Source organism: Sediminicoccus rosea (assembly GCF_033547095.1).
Lineage (GTDB): Bacteria > Pseudomonadota > Alphaproteobacteria > Acetobacterales > Acetobacteraceae > Roseococcus > Roseococcus rosea.
In genome coordinates, this window is record NZ_CP137852.1 from 1,461,634 (window position 1) to 1,484,890 (window position 23,257).

The 23,257-nt window shown below is 70.2% G+C and carries 22 protein-coding genes; 11 read left to right on the plus strand and 11 right to left on the minus strand.

Annotation, left to right across the window (positions count from 1 at the left end):
- Positions 1–154: 154 nt before the first annotated feature.
- Positions 155–3,094 (plus strand): Ig-like domain-containing protein, encoded by a 2,940-nt coding sequence (locus R9Z33_RS07025; protein ID WP_318650592.1) that lies wholly within the window; start codon positions 155–157, stop codon positions 3,092–3,094.
- Between the two features lie 28 nt (positions 3,095–3,122).
- Here R9Z33_RS07025 and R9Z33_RS07030 read toward each other — a convergent pair whose 3' ends face one another.
- From R9Z33_RS07030 to R9Z33_RS07040, 3 genes are read right to left on the minus strand one after another with little or no spacing between them, the layout of a single operon-like run.
- On the minus strand, positions 3,123–4,067 hold the full coding sequence (locus R9Z33_RS07030) for an isopenicillin N synthase family dioxygenase (protein WP_318650593.1): 945 nt from the start codon (positions 4,065–4,067) through the stop codon (positions 3,123–3,125).
- Between the two features lie 2 nt (positions 4,068–4,069).
- Positions 4,070–5,635: an acyl-CoA synthetase gene (locus tag R9Z33_RS07035; RefSeq protein WP_318650594.1), complete on the minus strand. Its 1,566-nt coding sequence runs from the start codon at positions 5,633–5,635 to the stop codon at positions 4,070–4,072.
- Positions 5,632–6,330: an SDR family NAD(P)-dependent oxidoreductase gene (locus tag R9Z33_RS07040; RefSeq protein ID WP_318650595.1), complete on the minus strand. Its 699-nt coding sequence runs from the start codon at positions 6,328–6,330 to the stop codon at positions 5,632–5,634. The genes R9Z33_RS07035 and R9Z33_RS07040 overlap by 4 nt, the downstream gene beginning before the upstream one ends.
- Before the next feature lie 100 nt (positions 6,331–6,430).
- Here R9Z33_RS07040 and dctP point away from each other — a divergent pair, with 100 nt between their 5' ends.
- From dctP to R9Z33_RS07065, 5 genes are all read left to right on the plus strand, one after another.
- Positions 6,431–7,471, plus strand: coding sequence for a TRAP transporter substrate-binding protein DctP (gene dctP / locus R9Z33_RS07045; RefSeq protein WP_318650596.1), 1,041 nt, complete (start codon positions 6,431–6,433; stop codon positions 7,469–7,471).
- A gap of 10 nt (positions 7,472–7,481) precedes the next feature.
- Positions 7,482–7,991: a TRAP transporter small permease gene (locus tag R9Z33_RS07050; RefSeq protein WP_318650597.1), complete on the plus strand. Its 510-nt coding sequence runs from the start codon at positions 7,482–7,484 to the stop codon at positions 7,989–7,991.
- A gap of 25 nt (positions 7,992–8,016) precedes the next feature.
- Entirely contained in the window at positions 8,017–9,303 is a 1,287-nt protein-coding gene (locus tag R9Z33_RS07055) for a TRAP transporter large permease (protein WP_318650598.1), read from the plus strand.
- An 81-nt stretch (positions 9,304–9,384) separates the two neighbouring features.
- Positions 9,385–11,514 carry an acetate--CoA ligase family protein gene (locus tag R9Z33_RS07060; RefSeq protein WP_318650599.1) on the plus strand — a complete coding sequence of 710 codons (2,130 nt, stop codon included), beginning with the start codon at positions 9,385–9,387 and terminating at the stop codon, positions 11,512–11,514.
- Between the two features lie 60 nt (positions 11,515–11,574).
- A complete protein-coding gene (locus tag R9Z33_RS07065) occupies positions 11,575–12,408 on the plus strand; it encodes an EipB family protein (protein WP_318650600.1) in 834 nt (277 codons plus the stop codon).
- A 15-nt stretch (positions 12,409–12,423) separates the two neighbouring features.
- Here R9Z33_RS07065 and R9Z33_RS07070 read toward each other — a convergent pair whose 3' ends face one another.
- Positions 12,424–13,242 carry an NAD-dependent epimerase/dehydratase family protein gene (locus R9Z33_RS07070; protein WP_318650601.1) on the minus strand — a complete coding sequence of 273 codons (819 nt, stop codon included), beginning with the start codon at positions 13,240–13,242 and terminating at the stop codon, positions 12,424–12,426.
- Positions 13,243–13,296: 54 nt separating this feature from the next.
- Here R9Z33_RS07070 and R9Z33_RS07075 point away from each other — a divergent pair, with 54 nt between their 5' ends.
- Both R9Z33_RS07075 and R9Z33_RS07080 read left to right on the plus strand, forming a co-directional pair.
- Positions 13,297–14,649, plus strand: a complete 1,353-nt coding sequence (locus R9Z33_RS07075; RefSeq protein WP_318650602.1) for an amidase — start codon at positions 13,297–13,299, stop codon at positions 14,647–14,649.
- Positions 14,646–15,731: an LLM class flavin-dependent oxidoreductase gene (locus R9Z33_RS07080; RefSeq protein ID WP_318650603.1), complete on the plus strand. Its 1,086-nt coding sequence runs from the start codon at positions 14,646–14,648 to the stop codon at positions 15,729–15,731. The genes R9Z33_RS07075 and R9Z33_RS07080 overlap by 4 nt, the downstream gene beginning before the upstream one ends.
- Positions 15,732–15,765: 34 nt before the next feature.
- Here the strand turns inward: R9Z33_RS07080 and R9Z33_RS07085 are convergent, their stop codons facing one another.
- Positions 15,766–16,746, minus strand: coding sequence for a Bug family tripartite tricarboxylate transporter substrate binding protein (locus R9Z33_RS07085; RefSeq protein ID WP_318650604.1), 981 nt, complete (start codon positions 16,744–16,746; stop codon positions 15,766–15,768).
- A 131-nt stretch (positions 16,747–16,877) separates the two neighbouring features.
- Between R9Z33_RS07085 and R9Z33_RS07090 the strand changes: the two genes are divergently transcribed.
- Positions 16,878–17,675, plus strand: coding sequence for a hypothetical protein (locus R9Z33_RS07090; RefSeq protein WP_318650605.1), 798 nt, complete (start codon positions 16,878–16,880; stop codon positions 17,673–17,675).
- Here R9Z33_RS07090 and R9Z33_RS07095 read toward each other — a convergent pair.
- Genes R9Z33_RS07095 through R9Z33_RS07120 form a run of 6 tightly spaced genes read right to left on the minus strand, consistent with a single transcriptional unit; the run spans position 17,665 to position 22,317 of the window.
- On the minus strand, positions 17,665–18,420 hold the full coding sequence (locus R9Z33_RS07095; RefSeq protein WP_318650606.1) for an NAD kinase: 756 nt from the start codon (positions 18,418–18,420) through the stop codon (positions 17,665–17,667). The genes R9Z33_RS07090 and R9Z33_RS07095 overlap by 11 nt on opposite strands.
- Positions 18,417–19,244, minus strand: a complete 828-nt coding sequence (locus tag R9Z33_RS07100) for a carbon-nitrogen hydrolase family protein (protein ID WP_318650607.1) — start codon at positions 19,242–19,244, stop codon at positions 18,417–18,419. Before R9Z33_RS07100 ends, R9Z33_RS07095 begins: the two co-directional genes overlap by 4 nt.
- Before the next feature lie 8 nt (positions 19,245–19,252).
- A complete protein-coding gene (locus R9Z33_RS07105; RefSeq protein ID WP_318650608.1) occupies positions 19,253–19,735 on the minus strand; it encodes a hypothetical protein in 483 nt (160 codons plus the stop codon).
- Positions 19,732–20,049 (minus strand): hypothetical protein, encoded by a 318-nt coding sequence (locus R9Z33_RS07110; RefSeq protein WP_318650609.1) that lies wholly within the window; start codon positions 20,047–20,049, stop codon positions 19,732–19,734. The genes R9Z33_RS07105 and R9Z33_RS07110 overlap by 4 nt, the downstream gene beginning before the upstream one ends.
- Complete coding sequence (gene moaA / locus R9Z33_RS07115; protein ID WP_318650610.1) at positions 20,049–21,038, minus strand: GTP 3',8-cyclase MoaA; 990 nt, start codon at positions 21,036–21,038, stop codon at positions 20,049–20,051. The genes R9Z33_RS07110 and moaA overlap by 1 nt, the downstream gene beginning before the upstream one ends.
- A 49-nt stretch (positions 21,039–21,087) precedes the next feature.
- Positions 21,088–22,317: an MFS transporter gene (locus R9Z33_RS07120; RefSeq protein ID WP_318650611.1), complete on the minus strand. Its 1,230-nt coding sequence runs from the start codon at positions 22,315–22,317 to the stop codon at positions 21,088–21,090.
- 185 nt (positions 22,318–22,502) lie between these two features.
- Between R9Z33_RS07120 and R9Z33_RS07125 the strand changes: the two genes are divergently transcribed.
- Together R9Z33_RS07125 and R9Z33_RS07130 are read left to right on the plus strand one after the other, a co-directional pair.
- The gene (locus tag R9Z33_RS07125; RefSeq protein ID WP_318650612.1) at positions 22,503–22,916 is read left to right on the plus strand and encodes a Rap1a/Tai family immunity protein; all 414 of its coding nucleotides are present in this window, start codon (positions 22,503–22,505) and stop codon (positions 22,914–22,916) included.
- Positions 22,917–22,933: 17 nt separating this feature from the next.
- Positions 22,934–23,200: a glycine zipper domain-containing protein gene (locus R9Z33_RS07130; RefSeq protein WP_318650613.1), complete on the plus strand. Its 267-nt coding sequence runs from the start codon at positions 22,934–22,936 to the stop codon at positions 23,198–23,200.
- The last annotated feature ends 57 nt before the right edge of the window (positions 23,201–23,257 follow it).

Genomic DNA, 23,257 nt, shown 5'->3' on the forward strand with positions numbered 1-23,257 from the left:
CCTTCGGCCCTGACCGGGCGCGCGCGCATCGCGCAACCATGGCGCGTTTTTCCGTGCACTGATGCACGGGAATGTTGCAAGGTTTCGCTTTGCCTGAGGCGGGATGACCGTTAATAAATAGTATCTACATCAAGAAACCTTGAAGGGTGCCGCCATGACCCGTCTGCTTGTGCCGGGAAGCGTGAAATCTGATCGCCTGGCCGGTCCCTTCGACGATCCCTTCCGCCCGCTCGACATCTGGGGTTTCGGCGGGAATGACACGCTGACGGGCGGCCTCGCAGCCGACATCCTGCGTGGCGGAAGCGGCCATGACGAGCTGTTCGGCGATGCCGGAGCCGACCTTCTGCTCGGCGAGGACGGGCAGGACACGCTGGATGGCGGCGAGGGCGAGGATACGCTCGATGGCGGCGCCGGGCATGACGTGCTGCAGGGCGGCGCGGGCCATGACCTGCTGCTGGGTGGCGCCGGGCAGGACACGCTCGCGGGCGGCGAAGGCGATGACGCGCTGGATGGCGGCGATGGTCACGACCAGCTCACGGGCGGCATCGGCCATGACCAGTTGTCCGGCGGCGCCGGGCAGGACACGCTGACCGGCGAGGATGGCGATGACGTGCTGGCCGGCGGCGATGGGCATGACCAGCTCAGCGGCGGCGCCGGCCAGGATCAGCTCTTCGGCGAGGCGGGCCAGGACACGCTCACCGGCGGCGCCGGGGATGACCTGCTGGATGGTGGCGAGGGCCATGACCAGCTCGCGGGCGGCGCCGGCGCCGACCTTCTGCGCGGCGGCGCGGGCAATGACAGCCTGGAGGGCGGTGGCGGGCGCGATGTGGCCGAGTTTGCCGGCAACCTCGCAGATTACCGCATCACCGAGATGGGCCAAGGCCAGGTCGAGATCCGTGGTCTCTCGGGCGCCGGGCAGGGCGAGGGCCGCGACACGCTCTCGCGCGTCGAGCTGGTGCGCTTCGCCGATGTGACGATCGAGGTGAACGGCGTGCCCGGCGCGCCGGGCATCACGGGCTTCTCCGAGGATACCGGCATCGCGGGCGACGGGCTGACGGCCGACCGCAGCATCACCCTCACCGGCAGCGCGGCGGCGAATGCGCTGGTTGAGGTCTATGGCAATGGCGAGCTGCTCGGCGAGGCGACGGCGGGGGCCGATGGCGCCTGGTCCTTCACCACCGCCCCGCTGGCCGATGGCACCCAGGAATTCACCGCGCAGTCCACCCGGGGGGGGCTGACCAGCGCCGCGTCCGCGCCGCTCTCGCTGGTGATCGACGGCACGGCGCCGGTCGTGGCCGCGCTCGACCTGCTCGCCTCCTCCGACAGTGGCGTGCGGGGGGACGACATCACCGCCTTCCGCTGGGTGGACCTGGTGGGCCAGGGCGAGGCGGGGGCGACGGTCACGCTGCTCGGCACCGACCTCACCACCACGGTCGGCGCGGATGGCCGGTTCCAATTCGGCAATGTGGCGCTCGACCTCGGCTTGAACAGCTTCACCGTCGAGATCACGGACGCGGCGGGCAACAGCAGCCTGGCCGATTTCGGCATCACGCGCGTGGATGATGGCACGACCGACCCGATCTACGGCTGGAACTGGGTGATGCTGGAGGCCATCCGCGTGGGTGGCTCGGTGACGGCCAATGCCTCGCGCCTCCTGGCGCTCGAGAGCATCGCCACCCTCGACGTGCTGGCGGCGATCGACGGCACCAACCCCTTCATGGTCTCGCTCGACGCACCGGAGGGCATCTCGGCGCCCATCGCGGCCGCCGCGGCGGCGCATCGCGTGCTCAGCGTCTTCTATGCCGGCAATGCGCAGGCGGCCGTGCTGCAGGCCAGCTTCGACGCGCGCCTTGCGCAGGATCTGGCACAGCTCGCCCCGGGGGCGGAGCGGGATGCGGCTGTGGCCTTCGGCCAGGCGGTGGCCGATGCGGTGCTGGCGATCCGCGCGGGGGATGGCCATGACGCGGTGGTGAACTACGTCCCCGGTACCGATCCGGGCGATTGGCGCCCCACGCCGCGCGTGGGCCCCGGCGGCACGGAACTGCCGGGCCGCCCCGCGCAGCTGCCGCAATGGGGTGAGATCACGCCCTTCCTGATGGAGGATGGCGGGCAGTTCCGCCCGGATGGCCCGCCCGCGCTCACCAGCGACGAATACACGGCCGAGTTCAACGATGTGAAATCGCTCGGCGCCATTGATTCCACGACGCGCACCGAGGAGCAGACCGAGATCGCCTTCTACTGGCGCGACCTCACCAACACCTACACGCCGGCCGGCCGCTGGGCGCAGATCGCGGGCGAGGTGCTGGAGCAACTGGGCCATTCCAGCGCCTCCGCCGCGCGCATCATGGCGGGACTGAACCTCGTGGGCGCGGATGGCGCCATCGCTGCCTGGGATGCGAAGTACGAGTACAATTTCTGGCGCCCGATCACCGCGATCCGTGAGGCCGACACGGACGGCAATCCGGACACCATCGCCGACCCGAACTGGCGCCCGCTCTTCGAGACGCCGCCGCATCCGGACTACACCTCCGGCCATGCGACCTGCAGCCTGGCCGCCGCCTGGGCGCTGACCCACTTGCTGGGCGACAACATCGCCTTCACCAATGCCAGCGTCGGCCTGCCGGGCGTGTTCCGCAGCTTCGACAATTTCGTGCAGGCAGGCATCGAGGCCGGCGACAGCCGCATCTATGGCGGCATCCACTTCACGAGCGCCAATATCGAGGGGCAGCAACTCGGCAAGGCGGTCGCGGATTACGGCATCGCGGAATTCCTGCGCAGCGAGGGCGAGGACATCTACGCGCCCATCATCCTGCTGAACACGGTGGCCGGTAGCGCGCTCACCGCCCCGCCTGTCCTGAGCGGCTTCGCGCTCGACAACCGCGACGGCATGGAGGTGATCCAGGCCAGCCTCAATGGAGGCGCGGAGGTGGAGATCGCGATCGACACCCTGGGCCGCTTCAGCTTCGATGTGGGCGCGGTGTTCGGCCCCATCGCGGATGGCGACCACATCGTGACGCTGGAAGCCGAGGACGCGGCCGGGCTGGTCAGCACGCCAGTCGTCTTCAACTTCACGCTGGACGCCGTCTTCGGCTAGGCGAGGCGCGCGGGGCGGAACCTCCTGCTCACGCGCCTTTCCGGTAGGCGAAGGCCTTGGCGAAGCAATCCAGGATATGCCCGCCTGCCGTGGTCGGCGGATAGATCGGCGCCGCGGCGCCCAGCGCGCGGGGGTCGATCGGCGCCTGGAAATTCGGGTCGTGGAAGGTCGCGATGGACATGCGCTCATGGCCCGAGCGATTCACCACCCGGTGCGGCGTGCTGGCAAAGCGGTCATTGCTCCAGCGGCCCAGCAGGTCACCCACATTGATCACCAGCGTGCCGGGCAGTGGCGGCGCGGGGATCCACTCGCCCGACTGGCGTTCGCGCACCTCGAGCCCGCCGCTGTCATCCTGCCAGAGCAGGGTGATGCAGCCGAAATCCGTGTGCGGGGCCACGCCGAAACCCTCCGTGTCATCGGGCGGCTGCGGCGGGTAGAAGACCGCCTGGGTCCGTTGCAGCGGCAGGGTGTAGTGCGGCGCGAAGAAATCCTCGGGCAGGTCCAGGCTGATCGCGATCGCGCGCATCAGGCCGGCGCCGCAGCGCATCATCTCTGCGTAGTAGGCCTCCATGGCGGGCTGCAGTTCCGGCACCTCGGCCGGCCATTGGTTCGGACCGCGCAGCTTCTCGCCGGCCAGCACCACGGGATGATCGGCCGGCAGGTCGAGGCCGAGCGAGAAGAATTCCTTCAGGTCGGGCTTGGTGGCGCCGGCCATCACCGCGCCGCCCGCCGCATGCCAGCCGCGATGCGCGAGGTTGGCGCGGGTGCGGACCTTCACTTCGGGCGGCAAGTGGAAGAAGCGGCGCGCGGCCGCGACGGCGGCGGCGATGGTCGCCTCGGGCACGCCGTGGTTGCGGATGTAGAAGAAGCCCGGGCCGGTGCAGGCGGCACGGATCTCGGCCGCGATCTCCCGCAGCCGTTCGCCGCTGCCAAGCCCCGCGACGTCGATTACGGGCAGGCTCTGTCCAGACATCGTCAATTCTCCTTGTTCGGTCCGGCAAAGCCCACGCCCTCGGCGCGCAGGCGCTCGGCCAGCAGCGTCTTCGGCACCTTGCCATAGGCGGATTTGGGCAACGCGTCCCACACCACGAAGCGGCGCGGATGCTTGTAGCGCGCAAGCCTTCCGTCGAGATGCGCGAGCAACTCCTCGGGCGGCGTCGGCGCGCGCAGCACGAGGCAGGCGACGCCCGATTCCCCCCAGCGCGGATCAGGCAGGCCGACCACGGCGCATTCCACAACGGCCGGGTGGGTCAGCAGCGCCTCCTCCACCTCGCGCGGGTAGATGTTCGAGCCGCCCGAGATGAACATGTCGGATGCGCGGCCGGTGATGTGCAGGAAGCCGTGGCGGTCCAGGAAGCCGAGATCACCCGTGTGGAACCAGCCCTGGCGGAAGGCCTTCTCATTGGCCACGTCGTTCTGGAAATATCCGGCGAAGACGCCTGGGCCGCGCACGCAAATCTCGCCGCGCTCGGCATGCCGGCCCTCCTCGTCCAGGATCGCGATGTCCATGCCCGTGCGCGGTGCGCCGACGCTGAGCGCGCCCGGTGCAGCGTCCTCCGTGCTGTGCTGGTCGGGCCGCAGCACGGTGATGCAGCCCGTCACCTCGCCCAGGCCGAAATACTGCACGAGGCAGGGGCCGAGGCGCTCCATCGCGCGCAGCTGGTCGGCGCGATACATCGGCGCGCCGGCATAGATGACATGCCGCAGCTGGTGGGGCGCGGCCGCTGGGTCCGCCACCAGCATGTTCAGGATGGTGGGCACGGTGAACATGTTGGTCACGCCATGCCGCGCGATGAGGTCCCAGGCGACGCCAGGGTCCAGCCGCTCGCCAGGCAGCAGCACGGAGCAGGCGCCGCGCGCCACCTGGCAGAGCGCATGGATGCCCGCGCCATGGCTGAGCGGCGCCACCACGAGCGAGACGTCGCGCTCGGTCAGGCCGGGCATCAGGTCGGCCAGATGGTTGGTGATGATGAAGCCCATTTGCCCATGGGTCAGCACCGCGGCCTTGGGCCGCCCCGTGGTGCCGGAGGTGAAGAAGAACCAGCAGGGGTCGTCCCGGCCGACCTCGGCCTCGTGGTTCAGGGGTGGCGGCGTCGCCTCGGTCAGCAGGGTTTCGTAGTCGGCCTCGTTCGCGCGCGCATCGCCCACCGCGATGACGAGGCGGCAGCCGGGTGCGGCCTCGCGCACCGCATCGGCATGGGCGGCGAAGCCATGGTCACGCAGCATCACGCGCGCACCGCTCGCCTCCGCGAGATAGGCGACCTCGGGCGGCGTCAGGCGCACATTGGTCGGCACCCAGACGCCGCCGATCTTCCATGTCGCCCAGAGGCTCTCGAACATCGCGTTGCCATTGCGCGCATGCACGAGAACGCGGTCGCCCTGGCCGATGCCATGGGCGCGCAGCGCCGCGGCCAGCCGGTCCACGCGCGCATTCAGCTCCGCCCAGGACCATGCCTGGTCGCGCCAGATGAGCGCCGGGGCATCGGGCAGGCGGCGTGCCGTCTGGCTCAGCAGGCGCCCGAGATTGGTGGCCGGGATCATGCCATCACCCCCGCGCCGGCATAGCCGCCATCCACCGGCAGCGCATGGCCGGTGATATAGGAGGAGCGTGCGGAGTCGAGCAGGAAGAGCGCCGCCTCCGCCACCTCCTCCACGCGGCCGTAGCGCGCGGCCGGGATGCGGGAGGTCCATTGCGCGCGCGTGGCCGCATCATGCAGGGCGGTGACCATGGGCGTCTCGATCGGTGCGGGGCAGATGGCATTCACGCGGATGCCGTGCGGTGCGAGGTCCATCGCCATGACCTGTGCCATGTTGATGACGGCGGCCTTGGAGGCGCCATAGGCCACGCGCCCCTGCACGCCACGCAGGCCGGAGACGGAGGCGACCAGCACGATGGCGCCGCCCTTGCCGCCCGCCACCATGGCTCGTGCCGCCGCCTGGGCGGCGAGGAAGCAGCCGGTCACATTTACGTCGAGGATGCGGCGGAACGTCTCGGGTGGGGTGTCGAGCAGGGGCGTCGCCGCCGAAATCCCGGCCGAGCAGACCAGGCCCTGGAGGTCGGTCAGGCCCGCGATCCAATCGGCCACGGCGGCGGCATCGGTCACGTCCAGCGCGGTGCAGCCCGCGACGGGCATGTGGTCGGCCAGCGATGTTTCCCAGCCCGTCGCGCGCGCGGCGGCGCCGATCGCCGCGCCGATCCCCGAGGCCCCGCCCGTGATCGCCAATCGTTTCGCCATGCAGCCTCCCTGATGGGGCGTCTTGCGCGTCCGCCCTGCCCGGCGGCATTGTGGCACCCGAAACGCGGCGCGCAAAAGCCGCCTGGAGGAGATGACCCGCATGAGCCTGAAGACCCATCGCCGCACCCTCCTGGCGGGCGGCGCCGCCCTCCTTGCCGCGCCCCGGATCGGTGGCGCGCAGCCGGCCTACCGCCCCGAATACAAGCTCTCCGTCGTCGGCAACCGCCCCATCCCCTTCGCCGAAGGCGCCTTCCAATGGGCCGAGCTGGTGACCCAGCGCTCCAATGGCCGCATCAATGTGCGCGTCTATCCGGGCAGCCAGCTGGTCGGCGGCGACCAGACGCGCGAGCTGCTCGCCATGCGCCAGGGCATCATCGACTTCTGCGTCTTCAGCACCATCAACATCGCGCCGCAGGTGCGTGAGGCCGGCATCTTCCAGCTGCCCTTCCTGATGCCCGACCACCGCGCCTTCGACGCGCTGATCAATGGCGAGGTGGGGCGTGACCTGGTCGGCATCATGGACCGGCGCGACGTGACGGCGGTGGCCTTCGGCGAGAACGGCTTCCGCGAGATCAGCAATTCCCGCCGCGCCATCAGCGCGCCGGCCGATCTGCGCGGGCTGAAGATCCGCTTCGCCGCCGGCGCCATCTTCAACGACATCTACAATGGCCTGGGCGCCAACCCGCTGCAGATGTCCTTCGCCGACCTGCAGCCGGCACTCAGCACGGGCGCGGTGGATGGGCAGGAAAACCCGGTCAATCTCTTCCTCGCCTTCCGCATGGACACGCTGGCCCAGCGCCACATGACCATCTGGAACTATGTGAATGACGCGCTGATCTTCGGCCTCTCGAAGAGCGTGATGGCGAGCTTCACGCCCGCCGACCAGGAGCTTGTGCGCGAATGCGCCCGCGAGGCCGCGCGCAATAACATCGCGCTCGCCCGCCGCGGCCTTGGCATTCCCGGCACGGATGACAGCGCGCTGGTGGAACTGCGCAACCGCAACGTGGAAGTGACGACGCTGACGGCGGCGCAGAAGCAGGCCTTCGCGACGGCGCTGCGCCCGGTCTATGAGCGCTGGTCCGGCACCATCGGCAACGACCTGGTGCGCAAGGCGGAAGCCGCCATCCGCGCCGCCTCGTGACGCACGCCTGATGGCCGCCGATTTCGACCCGACGGCCACGCCGCCCGATCCGAAGACGCGCGTTCCGCTGACGCTGGAGCGCGTGCTGCTCGCCGCCGCGATGGGGGCCATGGCCCTGATCACGGCGGCGAATGTGGTGACGCGCTATCTCTCCAACATCTCACTGGCCTTCACCGAGGAATACTCCGTGGCGCTGATGGTGGTCGTCGCCATGGTGGGCACGGCGCTGGCCACCGCGGGTGGGCGGCATATCCGCATCGGCTTCTTCGTGGACAAGATGAACCCCGGCCGCCGCCGCGTGGCGGAAATCATGGGGCTTGGCCTGCTCATCATCTGCTTCGGGCTGATCCTCTGGTATGGCGGCCGCATGGTCTGGGACGAGTATGACTTCGAGGTGCTCTCGCCCGGCCTCGGCCATCCGCAATGGCTCTACACCGTCTGGCTGCCGCTGCTGGCCATCCTGGTGATCGGGCGCGCGCTGGGCCGCATCATCCGCCTCGCGCGGGGAGAGGACGGATGATCGGCCCCGGCCGCGGAGCGGACCAATGATTGGCACTGTCCTCTTCCTCATGTTCATGATCCTGCTGTTGGCGGGCGTGCCCATCGCGGTGGCGCTCGGCCTGGCAGGCGCGCTTGCCATCGCGCTGGCCGACCAGACGCTGATGGCGATGCCGACCAACGTCTATGCCGGCATCGCGAAATACCCGCTGATCGCGATCCCCATGTTCGTGCTGGTGGGCTGCGTCTTCGACCGCACCGGCGTCGCACTCCGCCTCGTGAAATTCGCGACCGCGCTGGTCGGTGCCGGGCGCGGGGCGCTCGCTTCCGTCGCGGTGCTCGTCGCCATGATCATCGGCGGCATCTCGGGCTCGGGCCCCGCGACTTCGGCCGCGGTGGGCCAGGTGGTGACGCGCGGCATGGTGAAGGACGGCTATCCGCGCCCCTTCATCGCCTCCACCGTGGGCGCGGCGGCGGCGACCGACATCCTCATCCCACCCTCCATCGCCTTCATCGTCTATGCGGTGATGGTGCCCGGCGTCTCGGTGCCGGCGATCTTCATGGCGGGCATGTTCCCAGGGATTCTCGCGGGTGTGGCCATCATCGTGCCCATCCTTATCATCTCCTGGCTGAAGGATTTCGGCGGCAAGAACCCCGATCGCGACGAGAACTCGCTCTGGCAGAGCTTCAAGGAGGCGATCTGGGGGCTGATGGCGCCCGTCGTCATCCTGGGCGGCATGCGGATCGGCGCCTTCACGCCGACGGAAGCGGCGGTGATGGCGGTGTTCTACGGCCTCTTCGTCGGATTCGTGATCTATCGCAGCATGACGCTGAAAGATCTTTACGAGATGCTGGTGGAGGCGGGCGAGATCTCTGCCGTCATTCTCATCATCATCGCGCTGGCCAGCGTCTTCGCCTGGTCCACCTCCACGCTCGGCATCGTGCAGCCCATCGCCGGCTGGATCGTGGGGCTGGGGCTTGGGGAATACGGGACCATCGCGCTGCTGATGGTGGCGCTGGTCTTCATCGGGATGTTCCTGGACGGCGTCTCCACCTTCCTCATCCTGCTGCCGGTGCTGATCCCGATCGCCCGTGCCTTCGAGTGGGACCTGACTTGGTTCGGCGTGATCCTCACCATGAAGATCGCGATTGGCCAGTTCACGCCACCCATGGCGGTGAACCTGATGGTGTCCTGCCGCATCGCGGGCGTGACCATGGAAAGCACCATCCCCTGGGTGATCTGGATGATCCTGGCGATGTTCGTGGCCCTCGCCCTCGTCGTCGTCTTCCCTGGCATCGCGCTCTGGCTGCCGCGCGTGACCGGCATGATGTGAACGAAGCCTGGCGGGGGCTTGTCGAAACGCCCCGCCTGCTTCCGAATGGCGCCCAACGAAATCACAGGGAGCGAATATCCGATGTCCAGCGTGGAAGCCTTGCGCGACCCCCAGAGCCTCACGCGCCTGTTGGCGCCGCGCAGCTTCGCCGTGGTGGGCGTCTCGGCCGAGCCCACGGGTTTCGGCGCGCGCACCGTGCAGAACATGCGGGATTTCGACGGCCCGGTCTGGTGCGTGAACCCGAAATATGCGGGCCAGGAACTGCATGGCCGCCCCTGCTTCGCCTCCGTCGCGGACCTGCCGGGCGCCCCTGATTCCACCGTCATCGCCCTGCCGCGCCCGGGCGTGATGGATGCGGTGCAGGCGCTGGCGAAGAAGGGCGGCGGCGGCGCCGTGATCTACGCCTCCGGCTATGGCGAAACCGACCTGCCCGAGCGCGCGGTGGAGGAGCAGGAACTGCGCGAGACGGCGCGGCGCATGGGCTTCCCGCTGCTCGGCGCCAATTGCCTGGGCTTCGTGGATCATCGCCAGCGCGTTGGCGCCACCTTCATGCCGGACTACGTGAAGATGACGGCGCCGGCCGGCGGTGTCGGCGTCGTCAGCCAGTCGGGCGCGCTCGGCTATGCGCTGATGCAGGCGGCCGAGCGCGGCTTCGCCATGTGCCACATGACGACGGCGGGCAATGCGACGGACCTCGATGTCTGCGACCTCGCGGCCTTCCAGCTCACCATCCCCGAATGCCGCAGCATCGCGCTGGCGGTCGAGGGCCTGCGCGACGCGCGGCGCCTCTTCCTGCTCGGCGAGATGGCGGCGAGCATGGGCAAGACCATCGTCGTCCTCAAGCTCGGGCGTGGCGAGGTGGGTGCCAAGGCGGCGGCCTCTCACACCGGCTCGCTCGCCGGCAGCAGCGCCGCCTGGTCGGCGGGGTTCAAGCGCGCCGGCATGCTGGAGGTGGGTGACTTCGACGCGCTGCTGGAAACGGCCGGCTTCTTCGCCAAGGCGGGGCCGCCGAAAGGCCGTGGCGTGGGCATCGTCACGCCCTCGGGTGGAGCGGGCATCATGGCGGCCGACCACGCGGAATTCGCCGGCCTGCCGCTGCCCCAGCCCGCGCCCGAGACGGAGCGCGTGCTGCGCTCGGCGATCCCGGATTTCGGCAGCCCGCGCAACCCCTGCGACCTCACGGCGCAGGTCGCGACCAATCCGAAATCCTTTGAGGACTGCATGCTCGCGATGCTCAATGACGAGCAATACGCGACCGTCGTCTTCCCCGTGGTCTATCACAACCCGGCCCCCGCCGCGACGCCGACGCGCATGAAGACGCTGGAGCCGATGGCGGCCGCCACCGGCAAGCCCATCTGCATCGCCTGGATTCCCGAGAGCCTGGAAGGCCCGGGCGCCGAGGCCGTGGATGTCAGCCCCAACCTCGTGCTGTTCCGTAGCATGCGCCGGATGATGAAGGCGCTCAGCCTGTGGTTCGAACGGCATGATCCGAAGCCCGCTGCCGGCACGGTGGATGCCCGCGCCAAGGCGGCTGCCGCCGCCATTCCGGCCGGGGCCGCCACGCTGATGGAGGCCGCCGCCAAATCCGCCTTCGCCACCGCTGGCCTGCCGGTGGTGTCCGAGCATCGCGCCAAGGATGCGGCAGGCGCCGTGGCCGCCGCGCAGGCGCTGGGCTTCCCCGTCGTGCTCAAGCTCGACAGCCCCGATGTCGCGCACAAGACCGAGGTGGGCGGCGTCGAGCTGAACCTGGCGGACGCCGCCGCCGTCACCGCCGCCTTCGGCCGCATCATGGCGGGGGTTGCGAAGCACGCCCCCAAGGCCCGGGTGGATGGCGTGCTGGTGCAGCGCATGGAGGCGCGCGGCGTCGAACTCATCCTGGGCGCCCGGCGCGACCCGCAATTCGGCGTCATGGTCCTGGTGGGCCTGGGCGGCGTGCAGGCCGAGCTGTGGAAGGATGTGGCGCTGGACGTGGCGCCCGTCTCGCCCGAGGGCGCCATGGCCATGCTGCGCAGCCTCAAGGCCTTCCCGCTGCTGGATGGCTTCCGCGGCAGCCCGAAGCTGCCGGTGGAGCAGATCGCCGCCGCCATCGCGCAATTCTCGGGATTCGCGGCCGCGATGGGCGACCGGCTGGAGGAGGCGGAGATCAACCCGCTGGTCTGCCGCCCCGATGGCTGCGTCGCGGTGGATGGATTGATGATGCTCTCGGCCTGACAGGAAAGGTTACCAAGAGCGCGATTCCAGGCGGGTTCATTCTGGTCTATGTAGCAGCGCATGAACCTCCGCCGCCGCCTCGCCTGGCTTCCCCTGGCCGCCTTCCTGGCCGGATTCCTCCCTGCCACCCCGAGCCTGGCCGCCGAGCCGGGCTCCGAGAACATGCTGGCGCATCGCGCCGCCTATCGCCTGAAGCTCGACAGCGTGCGCGACAATGCCAGCATCGAGCAGGCCGAGGGCATCATGCTCTTCGAGGTGATCGACGCCTGTGACGCCTGGGCCTCGCGCCAGCGCTTCACGCTGCTGGTGGGCGACCGGGACGGCAACATCGTCGAGACCACCTCGGATTATGCGACGCTGGAGGCGAAGGACGGTTCCTCGCTGCGCTTCTCGCTCACGCAGATGACGGGCGGCGCCGTCACCTCCCGCGTGGCGGGCGAGGCGAGCGTGACGCCGCAGGGCGGGCGCATCCGCTACCAGGAGCCGGCCGCGACGGAGGATGAACTGCCGCCCGGCACCATCCTGCCGATGATCCACACCATCCGCAGCCTGGCCGCGGCGCGCGCGGGGCAGCGCATCTTCGTGGCGCCGCTCTTCGATGGCACCTCGGCCGATGGCGCGCAGGATACCACGACGATCATCTCCGGCGGCTGGCTGGCGCCGCAGCCCAACGCGAATTTCCCGCTGCTCTCCACCCTGTCCAGCGCGCGCATGCGCATCGCCTTCTTCGAGCGCAACACCACCGGCCAGGGCGGCGGCGCCGCCACGCCCGACTACGAGGTCAGCCTGCGCTACTACGAGAACGGCGTGGCGGATGAGCTGAAGATGGATTTCGGCGAATTCGTCGTAGATGGCCGGCTCGGCGAGTTGCAGACCATCCCTTCCCCCTGCTGACCGGAAGCTGGCCGCTCACTCGAGGCTGAAGGCGTCGCGCGGCGGCGGCGTGGGCCTGGAATAATCCGCCACGCAGAAGGCGCCGCCCTGGTGGCGCCGGCCCACCTCATCCGGATGCAGCACGCCCTCCAGACGGGCGCGATACACCTCCGCGCTGTCCCGGGGCGCCCAGCCGATCCGGTCACGGTGATCCTTGGCCCACCAGCTCGCCGGATTGGCCGAGGCGCCCCAGACCACCGCATGGCCCGTGCGCTCTGCCGCCACGCAGGCCCGCACCAGCCGCGCGAGATCGGGGTAGGAGAGCCAGGTGGAGAGCGCGCGGGCGTCGCGCGGCTCGGGCAGGCAGGTGCCGATGCGCAGGTTCACATTCTCCACGCCGTGCTTGTCCCAGTAGAGCCGTCCCATCAGCTCGCCATAGGCCTTCGACAGGCCGTAGAAGCCGTCCGGCCGGAACTGGCAGTCAAGGTCGAGGCTCTGCCCCTGCTCGTGGAAGCCGATCGTGTGGTTGGAACTGGCGAAGACGACCCGCGCCTTCTCCCGCCGCGCCGCCTCATAGATGTGGAAGAGGCCGCGCAGGTTGGGCCCGAGGATGTCCTCGAAGGGCTGCTCCACCGAGATGCCACCGAAATGCAGGATGGCGGCGCAGCCCTCCGCCAGGCGCGCGATGGTGACGCCGTCGTTCAGATCGGCGCGGATGAAGCTGCAGCCCTCGGGCACCGCGTCCGGGAAGGCAGCGATGTCCGTCAGGCGCAGCGTCATGCCGGCCGCGGCCAGCTCTCGGGCCAGCATGCGGCCGAGGGCGCCTGAGGCGCCGGTGAGGAGGATGGGTTTCATCATGAGCGTTGTCCTTCCATAGTCAGGCTGTCGCAAATCCAGCAGGACGGCCAGATGCCCCGCCACGCCCACCCCACCATCGCCCATGCCGCCATCGCCCTCGAGAGCGGCCGCATCACCGCGACCGCCCTGGTGGAGGAAGCGCTGGCGCGCGCAGCGGAGGGGGAGGGGCCGCGCGTCTTTACCGCGCTGCACGCCAAGGCCGCGCGCGAGCAGGCGCTCGCCATGGATGCGCTCCGCCAGGCGGGCCGCGCACCCAGCCGCTTCGCCGGCATCCCCATCACCGTGAAGGATCTCTTCGACGAGGCCGGGCAGGTGACGCACGCGGGCTCCGTCGCGCGGGACGGTGCCAAGCCCGCCACCGCGCCGGCGCCGGTGATCGAGCGGCTGAACCGCCAGGGCTTCATCGTCATCGGTCGCACCAACATGACGGAATTCGCCTTCTCCGGCCTTGGCGTGAACCCGCATTACGGCACGCCCTCCAGCCCCTGGGACCGCAAGACGGGCCGGCTGCCGGGCGGCTCCTCCTCTGGCGCGGGTGTCGCGGCGGCCGATGGCATGGGCTTTGGCGGCCTGGGCACCGATACCGGCGGCTCCTGCCGCATCCCGGCGGCGCTGAACGGCGTGGTCGGCTTCAAGCCGACGGCGCGGCGCGTGCCCATCACGGGCGTCCTGCCGCTCTCGCCCTCGCTTGATTCCGTGGGTCCGCTCGCGCGCTCGGTGGGCTGCTGCCAGGTGCTGGATGCGATCATCGCGGGAGCCGAGACGCCGCCGGCGCTGCCCGAGGTGAACCTCTCCGGCCTGCGCTTCGGCGTGCTGAACAACATCGTGGAGGAGGGCATTGATGGCGAGGTGGCACGCGCCTATGCGCGCACCCTCGCCCGGCTGGAGGCGGCGGGCGTGAAGCTCGAGGATGTGACGCTGCCCGAGCTGGACCGCATGCCGCAGATCAACGCCAAGGGCGGCCTCACTGCCTCCGAGGCCTATGCTTGGCACCGCCACCTGATCGCCAGCGACGGTCCGCGCTATGATCCGCGCATCCTCAAGCGCATCGCCCGGGGCGAGCACATGAGTGCCGCCGAATACCTCGACGTCGTGCAGGCCCGTGCCGAGGTGATCGCGGCGACCGCGCCGCGCACCGCGCCCTATGACGCGGTGATCTGCCCGACCGTGCCGCTGATTCCGCCCGCGATCGCCGAGGTGACCGAGGAGACCGAGTACAACCGCATCAACCTGCTGCTGCTGCGGAACACGACCATCGCGAATTTCCTCGACCGCTGCGCCATCAGCCTGCCCTGCCACCTGCCGGGCGATGCGCCGGTCGGCCTCATGCTGATGGGCGAGGCGATGGGCGATGCGCGGCTGCTGGCCATCAGCGCCGCGGTCGAGGCGCTGCTCGAGGCATGAGGCCCCTGGAATTCGGCTGGTACCTGCCGACCAATGGGGACACCACGAGCTATGCCGAGGGGCCGAATGTGGTTCCCTCCAGCACCGCGATGTTCGACCGCGTGGTGAGCGCGGCCGAGGCGGCGGGCTTCGAATACCTGCTGGTGCCCGTCGCCATCCCCTGCTGGGAGGCCTGGGTGACCACGGCCTTCATGGCGGGGCGGTCCAGCTCCATCCGCATGCTGGTGGCGGCCCGCCCGGGCTACATCAACCCGGTGATGCTCGCGAAGATGGTGACGACCTTCGACCAGCTCACCGGCGGGCGCATCGCGGTGAACCTCATCGCCGGTCAGTCGGAAGCGGAGAATGCGGCCGATGGCATCCGCTACGGCAAGGAGGATCGCTACGCGCTGATGGCGGAGGAGGTCGCCATCATGAAGGCGCTCTGGACCGGCGAGGCGCCGCTCGATTGGGAGGGTAGGTTCCACACCCTGCGCGGCGCGCGCGTGATCCCCCGGCCCCTGCAGCAGCCGCATCCCCGCTTCTACCTGGGCGGCGGCTCACGCCAGGCCTGGGAGATCTCCGCCGCGCATGCCGATGTGCACCTGTTCTGGGGCGACCGGCCGGAGACGATCGCGGAGCAGATGGCCGAGATCCGCGGCATGGCGGAAGGGCAGGGGCGGGGCGAGGCGATCGGCTTCGGCATGCGGCTGCAGATCATCTGCCGCGAGACGGAGGAGGAGGCCTGGGCCGCCGCGCATGAGCTGGTGCGCGACGTGGGCGAGGAGCGCAGTGCCGCGGTGCGCGCCAACATCGCCAATTCGGTCGCCAACCAGCGCGTCCAGGCGCTGCTGGCGGAGACGGGCGGGCTGATCGCGCCCAACCTCTGGGCGGGCCTGGCCAAGGCGCGCCAGGGCGCGGGTGTCGCGGTGGTCGGCAATCCGCAGCAATGCGCCGATGTGCTGCAGCGCTTCATCGCGATCGGCTGCCACAGCTTCTGCCTCTCGGGTTACCTGCATGACGAGGAGGCCGAGCGCTTCGGCCGCTGGGTGCGGCCGATCCTGGCGGAGCGGAATCCGGGGCGACTCGCGCCGCTCATTTGAGCGGTCGATCCACGCCCAGCGCGCGACCAGGCGCTCAATCCAGCCGGACGTTGTTCTCGCGGATGGCGTTGCCCCACTTCACGCCCTCGCTGCGGATGAAGGCGGCGAACTGCTCGGGCGTGCTGGTCAGCACCTGCGCGCCCAGGCCGCCCAGGCGTTCGCGCATCGCGGGCTCGGCCAGGATGCGATGGATCTCCTGGTTGATGCGCAGGATGATCGGCGCCGGCGTCCCGGCCGGTGCGACCAGGCCGAGCCAGGCGGCGGCATCGAAGCCCGGCATGCCGCTCTGGGCCAGCGTCGGCAGGTCGGGCTGGCGGTCGGATCGGTTGGCGGTGGTCAGCGCCAGCGCCCGCACCCGGCCGGACTGGATATGCGGGAGCGAGAAGACCTCCGTCTCGAACATGAAGTCGATGCGCCCGGCCAGCAGGTCGGTCAGGACCTGCGGCCCGCCGCGATAGGGCACATGCGTCATGTCGAGCCCGCCCGCCGCGCGGGAGAACATCATGGTGATGAGATGCGCCGTGGTGCCGTTGCCCGGCGTGCCGAAGGTGACCTGCCCGGGCCGCGCGCGGGCCATGGCGACCAGCTCGGCCGGGGTTCGCGCTGGGGAATTGGCGTTCACCAGCAGCACGAAGGGCAGGTTCGCCACCAGCGTGATCGGCGCGAAGTCGCGCGCCGGATCATAGCCGATGTTGGAATAGAGATTGGGGTTGGTAGCGAGCGGCGCGGTGGCCGAGAGCAGCAGGGTATAGCCATCGGGCGCGGCCTGGGCGGCGGCGGCGGCGGCGAGGCTGCCGCCCTGGCCGGGGCGGTTCTCGATCACCATGGACCAGCCAGGATTCTCACCCAGCTTCTCGGCAAGAAGGCGGGCGATGGTGTCGGTCGCCTGGCCGGGCGGAAAACCCACCAGGATGCGGATGGGGCGCGCCGGCCAGGCCTGGGCCTGCGCCTGCCCCGCCAGCGCCAGCATGGGGGCGGCCAAGAGCGCGCGCCGGATTTGTCCGTAGCTATTCATGAGTTTCCCCCTATGCCGCCCTTGCCTTGGGCCATTTTCTCTCGGCAGATTATGGGAGGCTCGGATTTGTCCTGGCAACCTGAGATGTGAGCCGGTGCGAATGCGGCACGAAAAGGAGTGAGGGAAACGCCATGATCTACGCCACCTCGGCCGAGGCCGCGGCACCCACGCGCTTCTCCCGCGTCGCCCCCGAGGGCGGGCTCCTCTGGCGGACGGATTATTTCGGCCCGCCGCCGTCGCCCAAGGGATCCAGTTCGGTCGATCCCAAGGCGATGGGCGCGCTGGACTACACGCCCCCCGCGCCGGGCGAGACACGCCCGCCCCAGGCCTTCCTGGTCGAGCAGGAGGTGAATGCGGTGGTGCATCCGCATTTCCACTTCGTGGACCAGTTCCAGGTGGTGGTGGAGGGCGGCGGCGCCATCGGCCGGCATGCGGTGCAGCCGATCATGGCGCATTTCGCCGGAGCGAGCACGGGTTATGGCCCGATCACGCCGGACGAGGGCGGGCTGAAATACTTCACCCTGCGCGCCAGCGCCGATGGCACGGGCGCGCAATTCCTGCCCGCTTCCAAGGCCCGCATGTCGCGCGGCCCCAAGCGCTACGTGCTGGCCGACCCGGTCCTGCCCAGCACGGCCGAGGCGCTGGCCGCCCGGCGCGAGGCGGTGACGGAGATGGTGCTGGGCGAGCCGGACGGCCTCGCCATCCTCATGCTACGGATCCCGCCGCATGGGCGCCTCTCGGCGCCTGATCCCGCGCGCGGGGCAGGGCAGAGCATGCTCGTGACCACCGGTTCGATCCGCCATGAGGGCCAGGTGATGGGCCGGCTCAGCGCGCTCTTCGTGCCGCCCGACGAGGCGGCCTTCCTGGCCGAGGCGGGGCCGGAGGGGGCGGAGATCCTGCTGCTCCAGTATCCGCGGACTACACCGTGAACTGCTCGGCGATGATCCGCTCCGAGAGGCTGCGGTCGGGGTCGAAGAGCATGGTCATCGTGATGCTCCGATCCTCCCGCACCTCGACGCTGCGGACGTCGCGCACCTCGGTGTAGTCCGCCGTCGCGGAGACGGGGCGCTTGTCGGGCTCCAGCACCTCGAAGACGACGCGCGCGCTGGAGGGCAGCAGGGCGCCGCGCCAGCGGCGTGGCCGGAAGGCGGAGATGGGCGTCAGCGGCAGCAGCCTCGCATCCAGCGGCACGATCGGCCCATGCGCCGAGAGATTGTAGGCGGTGCTGCCGGCCGGGGTGGAGATCAGGATGCCGTCGCAGATCAGCTCCGGCAGGCGTTCCTTGCCATCCACCAGGATCCGCAGCTTGGCCGCCTGGCGCTGCTCGCGCAGCAGCGAGACCTCGTTGATGGCCAGGGCCGCATGCGTGCCGCTCGCGGAATGCGCGCGCATGCGCAAGGGATGCAGGTGCGCCGCCTGGGCGGCGCCGATCCGCGCGGGCAGGTCCTCCTCGCGGTAGGAGTTCATCAGGAAGCCCACACTGCCGCGATTCATGCCGTAGATCGGCGGATTGCGGCCGAGGAAGCGGTGCTGGGTCTCGAGCATCAGCCCATCGCCGCCCAGCGCCACGATCACCTCGGCCTCCTGTGGCGGGTGGTCGCCATAGAGGGCGACGAGGCGCGCGCGTGCTTCCTGCGCGGGCTCTGTCGTCGAGGCGAGAAACGAAATCTTCACGCGAGCCGCCGGTGTTCGAGCACGGGCATGTCGCGCCGCACGCGGGCCGTCACCGCGGCGTCGAGCCGCGCGGTGGTCCAGCCGATGCCGTCGCTCGCCTTGGCGACCACATGGCCCCAGGGGTCGGCGATCAGCGAATGGCCATAGACCTGCCGTGTCGCGCCGCGCTCCTCATAGGCGCCCCAGGAGGCGGCGGCGATGACCCAGCATTGCGTCTCGATGGCCCGCGCGCGCAGCAGCACCTCCCAATGGTCCTTGCCGGTCATCAGCGTGAAGTTGGACGGCACCAGGATCGCCTCCGCCCCCGCCCGCCGCAGCGCGAGATATTGCTCGGGGAAGCGCATGTCGTAGCAGATGGTGCAGCCGAACTTCACGCCGCCCGCCTCGAAGGTGACCAGCGCATCGCCCGCGCCGTAGAGCGCGCTCTCGCGATAGCCGGTGCCGTCCGGGCCCGTGATGTCGAACAGATGGATCTTGCGGTAGCGCGCGATCTCGCGGCCCGTGGGGTCGAAGACCAGAGTCGTGTTGAAGAACTTCTCCGGCCCCTGTTCGATGATCGAGCCGCCATGCACATGGATGCCCGCGCCCTTGGCGATGCCGCGCAGGAACTCATAGGCCGCGCCGCCCGTGCCGCCCGGCTCGGGCAGCACCTCCGCCGCGGCCGCCCGTGCCTCGCGCCCGCCGCCGAGATTCGTCCAGGTCTCGGGCAGGGTGACCATGTCCGGGCGGTCCGCCGCCAGCGCGCCTTCGATCAGGCGGCGCGCCTGGTCGAGATTGGCCTGCTTGTCGCTGGTCTGGTTCATCTGGATGGCGGAAATGCGCATGGCAGGGCCTATCTGGTGGCGGGCGGGACGCGGCGTTCATCGAGCGGGACGCCGCGGCCGACGCCCCAGCGCAGGAGTTGCGGATCGAGCATCTCGCTCCGCTCGCCCGAGGGGCGTTGGGAGACGAAGCGCACGCGGCCGCCGGTGAGGATCGCGACCTCCATGATCCCATCACGGGGACGGATCGAGAGGAAGGCCTCCTGCTCGCCCAGCGCCTGCTGACGGGCGCCGCGCAGCACCAGGGCCGTGCCGTCGAAGGCGATGGGAGCGACGAGCTGGAGGTTGCTGGCCAGCAACCGCACCCCCGGCTCGCCCAGCAGGCTTGCGAGCGTCCGGCGCACCGCGGGGTCGGCCAGGATCTGCGGCGTGTTGTTGGTGCCGATCTGCGCCGACAGATGGCCCAGCACGCCCTGCTTGTGGTCCACCGGCTGGGCCAGGGCCGGAAGCGGCGGCAGCAGCGCCAGAAGGGCGGCGCGGCGGCCGAGCCTCAAGGCTGGCGCGGCCAGGAGATGCGCGGCTCGGCCCGGCCGGACGGGGGCGGCGGCGCATAGGGCTCGGGGATGTTGGGCATGGCGTCCCAGCTCTCGCGCCGCGCCTCAGGTGGGCGGGCGGCCATCATGCGCAGCTCCGCGCGGAGGTCGTCGAGCTGCGCCTCGATCGAGTCCAGCCGGCCCTTCAGCCCGAAGACCGAGAAGGGCATGACCAGCAGGCAGACCGCCAGCAGCAGCAGGATGAGCAGCGCCACGAGCCCGGTCCATTCCGGCAGGCCCGGCAGGGTCAGGCGGGTGACGAGGTCGTTCAGCATCAGCCGCCGGTCACGCTCATGTGGCGCGCGACGGCCGGCGCGGCCCGCCGGCGGTCTATGACGAAGTCATGGCCCTTGGGCTTGCGCGTGATGGCCTCCGCGATGGCGGCGCGCAGGCCCTCCTCGCCCAGCTCGGGGTCGCGGAGCGGCGCGCGCAGGTCGGCCGCATCTTCCTGGCCCAGGCACATGTAGAGCGTGCCGGTGCAGGTCAGCCGCACGCGGTTGCAGCTTTCGCAGAAATTATGCGTCATCGGCGTGATGAAGCCGAGGCGCGTGCCGGTCTCGGCCACGTCGTAGTAGCGCGCTGGGCCGCCCGTGGTGTGGCTGCTCTCGTTCAGCGTCCAGTTCTGCTTGAGGCGGGCGCGGACCAGGGAGAGCGGCAGGAACTGGTCCGTCCGGTCCTCGCTGATCTCGCCGAGCGGCATGGTCTCGATCAGGCAGAGGTCGAAGCCGTGCTCGCCGCACCAGGCCAGCATGCGGTCGAACTCATGCTCGTTCAGCCCCTTCAGAGCGACGGCGTTGATCTTCACATGCAGGCCCGCGGCCTTGGCGGCGAAGATGCCATCCAGAACCTTGTCCAGCTCGCCCCAGCGCGTCGCGGCCTTGAAGGCGGCGGCATCCAGCGTGTCCATCGAGACGTTGATGCGCCGCACGCCGGCGGCCGCCAGCTCATCCGCGTACTTGGTCAGCTGCGTGCCGTTGGTGGTCAACGTCAGCTCATCCAGGCCGGAACCGATGCGCGCGCCCAGCCCGCGCACCAGCGACATCACGTTCTTGCGGACCAGCGGCTCGCCGCCCGTCAGGCGCAGCTTGCGCACGCCGAGGTCGATGAAGGTGCCGCAGAGCCGCTCCAGCTCCTCCAGCGTCAGAACCTCGGATTTGGGGAGGAAGGTCATGTCCTCCGCCATGCAATAGACACAGCGAAGGTCGCAGCGGTCCGTGACCGACACGCGGAGGTAGCTGATATGTCGCCCAAAGGGGTCGATCATGACGGCGAGGGATCCCGGAAGCGGTTGGTTTCACCCCATTTGGGGCGGATCAACCCGCTGTTGCAAGGGTCCCCCGCGCGCCGGGCGCCTTGGCCATCCAGTTCAGCACGCTGGCGGTGAGGCCGACCACGATCATGACCGGCCAGAAGGCCGCGTAGCTGCCGGTCCAGGCCATGAGCACCGCGCCCGAGCCCGCGCCCAGGAAGCCACCGATCTGGTGGCTGAAGAAGCAGACGCCATAGAGCGCACCGAGGTCGCCCACGCCGAAGCGGCGCGCGATGGCGGCCGAGGTCAGCGGCACGGTGCCGAGCCAGACGAAGCCCATCACGGCGGCGAAGAGGATCGTCCCCCATTCGCTGGGCGCCGCCACCGCGAAGCCGGCGATGGCGAGCGTGCGGACCAGGTAGATCCAGCCGAGTCCCGTCTCCGGCTTGATCCGGCTGGACAGCCAGCCGCAGAACCAGGAGCCCGGGATGTTGAACAGCCCGATCATCGTCATCGCCACCATGCCGAGCGCCGCCGGCTGGCCACAGAGCGCGATGTGCGAGGGCAGGTGCGTGGTCAGGAAGGCGAGCTGGAAGCCACAGGCGAAGAAGCCGCCGGTCAGCAACGCGAAGTCGCGATCGGCCAGCGAGCGGCGGGCAAGCGCGGGCAGGCCGGAGAGGCCCGCGGCGGGCGGGCCGCTGCGGGGCGCGGGCCGCCATTCGATGTTGCGCGCGAGCGGAATGATCAGCACGGCCGAGGCGGCCAGCATGATGAGGGCGCCCGCCGCGCCGAAGCCGCCGATGGCCGAGAAGGTGAGCGGCACCATGGCCGCCTGGCCCAGGCTGCCGCCCGCACTTGCGATGCCGATGTACTCGCCCCGCTTCTCGGGCGGCGCGAGCCGGCCGATGGCGGCCAGCGCCAGGCCCGTGCCGGCGCAGGCCACGCCAAAGCCCGAAAAGACGCCGATCCCGATCATCACCGTGGCGTTGGAGGGGAACAGCGCCGGCAGGCCGCAGCCGATCAGGTAGAACACCCCGCCCATGGCCATGACGCGGCCCGAGCCGTGCTTGTCGGCCATCGCCCCGGAGACAGGCTGGCCCAGGCCCCAGGTGAGGTTGTGCAGCGCGACCGCGAGGCCGAAGGCCCAGGGGGCGATGCCGTTCTCGGCGGCCAGCGGCAGCAGCAGCAGCCCGAAGGTCTGCCGGATGCCCATGGCGAGGCTGGAGGTGGCCGCCGCCGCGATGATCGCGACCCAGAGGATGCGTTTGGCGGAATGAACGGCGTCTTGGGACATGTCCGGATGTGAGCGAACCGGCCCGCTCGCCGCAACCGAGGTTGTCGCCGGGGCCGGCATGCACGCGGCGCGGGGGTATGGCGCAAGCATGTTGCGGCGGCCGGGACGCTGGCGCAGTCTTTGGTGGTGAAGCCCTTGGTGGTGAATCGAGCGAGCCCGGCGCCGGCCGGGGAGGGAGAGAGAGCATGACGACACGATGGACCGGGGCCGCTCTGGCCGCGGCATTGTCCCTGGCGGGCGCCCCGGCGCTGGCCCAGGTGACGCCGGACAATTTCGTGGGAGGCAAGACCTCCGACCTCGCGGCGCTCTGCGCCGCCGGGCCGTCCGACCCCAATGTGGTCTCGGCGGTGAATTTCTGCCACGGCTTCCTGCTGGCGGTGGGTCAGTTCCATGGCGAGCTGACGCAGCGCGGCAGCCGGGTCGGCCCCTTCTTCTGCCTGCCCGATCCGCGCCCGACGGTGGCCAGCATCACCGGCGCCTTCGTGACCTGGGCGGGCGCCAATCCCCAATATGCCGGCAGCTCGGCCGCCGAGGGCGTGGTGCGCTTCGCCACCGCCGCCTATCCCTGCCCGCGCCGCCCGGCGCGCCGCGCCTCGTGACGCGAAGGATGAGAGAGATGCGCAAGATCCTGCTGGTTCCCGTGCTCGCCCTGGCCCTCGGCGGCTGCGAGAACATGTCTGACACGGGCCGTCTCACGGCCGGCGGTGCCGGCCTCGGTGCGGCGACGGGCGCGATTGTCGGCTCCTTCTCGGGCAATGCCGGCTGGGGCGCGCTCGCCGGGGCGGGCATCGGCGCCGCCGGCGGCTACCTCGTCGGCCGCACGCGCGAGGCGGAGCAGCAGGCCTGGCAGCGCGGCTACCAGGCGGGCCGTTCCTCGCAATAGGCGCGCGAAAAAGGGCGGCGGAGCTTCGCCCCGCCGCCCTTCCCGTTTCGTCCTGCC

What these genes read in the sequence shown, in the direction of transcription:
- R9Z33_RS07065 (WP_318650600.1), top strand. Translation starts at nt 11,575, where the DNA reads ATGAACCTCCGCCGCCGCCTCGCCTGGCTTCCCCTGGCCGCCTTCCTG.
- dctP (WP_318650596.1), top strand. Translation starts at nt 6,431, where the DNA reads ATGAGCCTGAAGACCCATCGCCGCACCCTCCTGGCGGGCGGCGCCGCC.
- R9Z33_RS07070 (WP_318650601.1), bottom strand. Translation starts at nt 13,242, where the DNA reads ATGAAACCCATCCTCCTCACCGGCGCCTCAGGCGCCCTCGGCCGCATG.
- R9Z33_RS07035 (WP_318650594.1), bottom strand. Translation starts at nt 5,635, where the DNA reads ATGATCCCGGCCACCAATCTCGGGCGCCTGCTGAGCCAGACGGCACGC.
- R9Z33_RS07090 (WP_318650605.1), top strand. Translation starts at nt 16,878, where the DNA reads ATGATCTACGCCACCTCGGCCGAGGCCGCGGCACCCACGCGCTTCTCC.
- R9Z33_RS07055 (WP_318650598.1), top strand. Translation starts at nt 8,017, where the DNA reads ATGATTGGCACTGTCCTCTTCCTCATGTTCATGATCCTGCTGTTGGCG.
- R9Z33_RS07085 (WP_318650604.1), bottom strand. Translation starts at nt 16,746, where the DNA reads ATGAATAGCTACGGACAAATCCGGCGCGCGCTCTTGGCCGCCCCCATG.
- R9Z33_RS07110 (WP_318650609.1), bottom strand. Translation starts at nt 20,049, where the DNA reads ATGCTGAACGACCTCGTCACCCGCCTGACCCTGCCGGGCCTGCCGGAA.
- R9Z33_RS07125 (WP_318650612.1), top strand. Translation starts at nt 22,503, where the DNA reads ATGACGACACGATGGACCGGGGCCGCTCTGGCCGCGGCATTGTCCCTG.
- R9Z33_RS07040 (WP_318650595.1), bottom strand. Translation starts at nt 6,330, where the DNA reads ATGGCGAAACGATTGGCGATCACGGGCGGGGCCTCGGGGATCGGCGCG.
- R9Z33_RS07080 (WP_318650603.1), top strand. Translation starts at nt 14,646, where the DNA reads ATGAGGCCCCTGGAATTCGGCTGGTACCTGCCGACCAATGGGGACACC.
- R9Z33_RS07130 (WP_318650613.1), top strand. Translation starts at nt 22,934, where the DNA reads ATGCGCAAGATCCTGCTGGTTCCCGTGCTCGCCCTGGCCCTCGGCGGC.
- R9Z33_RS07025 (WP_318650592.1), top strand. Translation starts at nt 155, where the DNA reads ATGACCCGTCTGCTTGTGCCGGGAAGCGTGAAATCTGATCGCCTGGCC.
- R9Z33_RS07060 (WP_318650599.1), top strand. Translation starts at nt 9,385, where the DNA reads ATGTCCAGCGTGGAAGCCTTGCGCGACCCCCAGAGCCTCACGCGCCTG.
- R9Z33_RS07100 (WP_318650607.1), bottom strand. Translation starts at nt 19,244, where the DNA reads ATGCGCATTTCCGCCATCCAGATGAACCAGACCAGCGACAAGCAGGCC.
- R9Z33_RS07030 (WP_318650593.1), bottom strand. Translation starts at nt 4,067, where the DNA reads ATGTCTGGACAGAGCCTGCCCGTAATCGACGTCGCGGGGCTTGGCAGC.
- moaA (WP_318650610.1), bottom strand. Translation starts at nt 21,038, where the DNA reads ATGATCGACCCCTTTGGGCGACATATCAGCTACCTCCGCGTGTCGGTC.
- R9Z33_RS07120 (WP_318650611.1), bottom strand. Translation starts at nt 22,317, where the DNA reads ATGTCCCAAGACGCCGTTCATTCCGCCAAACGCATCCTCTGGGTCGCG.
- R9Z33_RS07075 (WP_318650602.1), top strand. Translation starts at nt 13,297, where the DNA reads ATGCCCCGCCACGCCCACCCCACCATCGCCCATGCCGCCATCGCCCTC.
- R9Z33_RS07050 (WP_318650597.1), top strand. Translation starts at nt 7,482, where the DNA reads ATGGCCGCCGATTTCGACCCGACGGCCACGCCGCCCGATCCGAAGACG.